The organism is Bradyrhizobium sp. (assembly GCF_049581145.1).
In the GTDB taxonomy this organism is placed as follows: domain Bacteria; phylum Pseudomonadota; class Alphaproteobacteria; order Rhizobiales; family Xanthobacteraceae; genus Bradyrhizobium.
On the sequence record NZ_JBAURI010000994.1, the window covers coordinates 1 to 2,250 of the forward strand.

At 65.2% G+C, this 2,250-nt stretch carries 1 protein-coding gene; it reads right to left on the reverse strand.

Features of this window, described 5'->3' with window-relative positions:
* Positions 1–508: 508 nt before the first annotated feature.
* Positions 509–2,116: a bifunctional phosphoribosylaminoimidazolecarboxamide formyltransferase/IMP cyclohydrolase gene (gene purH / locus WCB02_RS32295; RefSeq protein ID WP_423964661.1), complete on the reverse strand. Its 1,608-nt coding sequence runs from the start codon at positions 2,114–2,116 to the stop codon at positions 509–511.
* Positions 2,117–2,250 lie beyond the last annotated feature (134 nt).

Here is a 2,250-nt window from a genome sequence, read left to right on the forward strand (position 1 = left end):
GCAATTCCGTTAGGCGACGGTGGCAAAAAAGCATGGTCACCGAGGAGAGCGCGTATAAGCCGTAAACCATTGCGTGCGGGGATGCCGGGTGATTCCGGTGCGACCGCTGTGAATACTCGTGTGCATAATCACTACCAATATGCGCACACGAGGCTGCGGGTGCATCGGGCGCCCGGCATCCCCCACGCCCTCTGGCTTTCGAGGGCATGAGATTTCGGCATCACTTCGGGCGCATCGCGCCGCGAGAGCGCGGAGGTGTGTCTTGATGAAGGTGGCTGTTCTGAAAAATGAAAGCGGGGACCCAGACCGTGGGCGCCTGTCGTGCCGCATCTCAGTCGTCATCATCCGCGGACGCGGATGATCCAGTATTCCAGAGGCGGTCGTCGTTTGAGAGGTCTCTGGAATACTGGGTCGCCCGGTCAAGCCGGGCGATGACGGGTTTTGTGGCAACGGCCGTCATTCGGGGACGGGGTTGTGGGTCCCCGGCCCGCGCCGGGACGATGGAAGCTCAGTGCCTGAAATGCCGGACGCCGGTGAAGACCATGGCGATGCCGTGCTCGTCGGCGGCCTTGATCACCTCGTCGTCACGCATCGAGCCGCCGGGCTGGATCACCGCCGTGGCGCCGGCTTCGATGCACGCCAGCATGCCGTCGGCAAAGGGAAAGAACGCGTCGGAGGCAACCACCGATCCCCTGGTCAGGGGCTCGGCGAGCTTCAGTGCCTCGGCCGCGTCCTGCGCCTTGCGCGCGGCGATGCGGGCGGAGTCCACCCGGCTCATCTGCCCGGCGCCGATGCCGACGGTGGCGAGATCCCTGGCGTAGACGATGGTGTTGGACTTGACGTGCTTGGCGACCCTGAACGCGAATTTGAGATCGCGCAGCTCGGCCTCGGTCGGGGCGCGCGCAGTCGCCACCTTCAGCGCCATATCGTCGACCACGGCGTTGTCGCGGCTCTGCACCAGCAATCCGCCGGCGACAGTTTTCGCGGTCAGTCCCGCGGCGCGCGGGTCGGGCAGGCTGCCGGCGAGCAGCAGCCGCAAATTCTTCCGCTTGGCGAGAAGGGCGATCGCTTCGTCGGTCGCGTCGGGGGCGATGATCACCTCGGTGAAGATGCCGCTGACGGCGCGCGCGGTGTCCGCGTCGAGCGTCCGGTTCAGTGCGATGATGCCGCCATAGGCCGAGGTGGAATCGCAGGCCAGCGCCTTGCGATAGGCGTCGGCGAGATCGCTGCCCTCGGCCACGCCGCACGGGTTGGCATGCTTGACGATCACGCAGGCCGCGGTGCGCGCCGGGTCGAACTCGGCGATGCACTCATAGGCCGCGTCGGTGTCGTTGATGTTGTTGTAGGACAGTTCCTTGCCCTGCAGCTGTCGCGCGGTGGCGACGCCGGGGCGCTTGTCGGGCGTACGATAGAACGCCGCGGTCTGGTGCGGGTTCTCGCCGTAGCGCAGCGACTGGATCAGGCGGCCACCGAAGGCCCGCCACGCTGGCGGATCTCGCGGCACTCGCGGGTCTGCGAGCTGCTCGACGAACCAGTTGGAGATTGCCGCGTCGTAGGCCGCGGTCCGGGCATAGGCCTTCGCAGCACAATGCCGGCGCATGCCCAATGTCGTCGCTCCGTCGTTGAACTCAAGCTCCGCCAGCACCAGAGGATAGTCTTCGGGGTCAATAATGACGGCGACGTCGTCATGGTTTTTCGCGGCCGCGCGGATCATCGCGGGTCCGCCGATATCGATGTTCTCGATGCAGTCCTCGAAGTCTGCGCCCTTCTCGACGGTGGCCTCGAACGGATAGAGATTGACCACCAGCAGATCGATCGGCGCGATGCCGTGGCTCTGCATCGCCTCCCTGTGCCCGGCATTGTCGCGGATCGCGAGCAGGCCGCCATGCACCTTGGGATGCAGCGTCTTGACCCGCCCGTCCATCATTTCCGGAAATCCGGTCAGCTCCGAAACGTCTCTGACCTGCAACCCGGCATCCGCGATCGCCTTCGCGGTACCGCCGGTGGAGACGAGTTCGACGCCGTGGCCGGCCAAGGCGCGGGCGAAATCGACAAGACCGGTCTTGTCGGAAACAGACAACAATGCGCGGGTGACGCGGCGAGGCTGGTCGGTCATGCGGAGCATCCTGGCGTTTCGAGCATGGTCCGGAAAAAGCCTGCCCCGCACTTGGACAACGATGTGGGCACCGGTTTTCCGAAAAGAGCATGCTCAAACAAGTGACTGGTGCGCGATGACGTCTCAACTTGACG

Excerpts from the sequence above, each read along its gene's own strand:
- purH (WP_423964661.1), bottom strand. The coding sequence starts at position 2,116 with ATGACCGACCAGCCTCGCCGCGTCACCCGCGCATTGTTGTCTGTTTCC.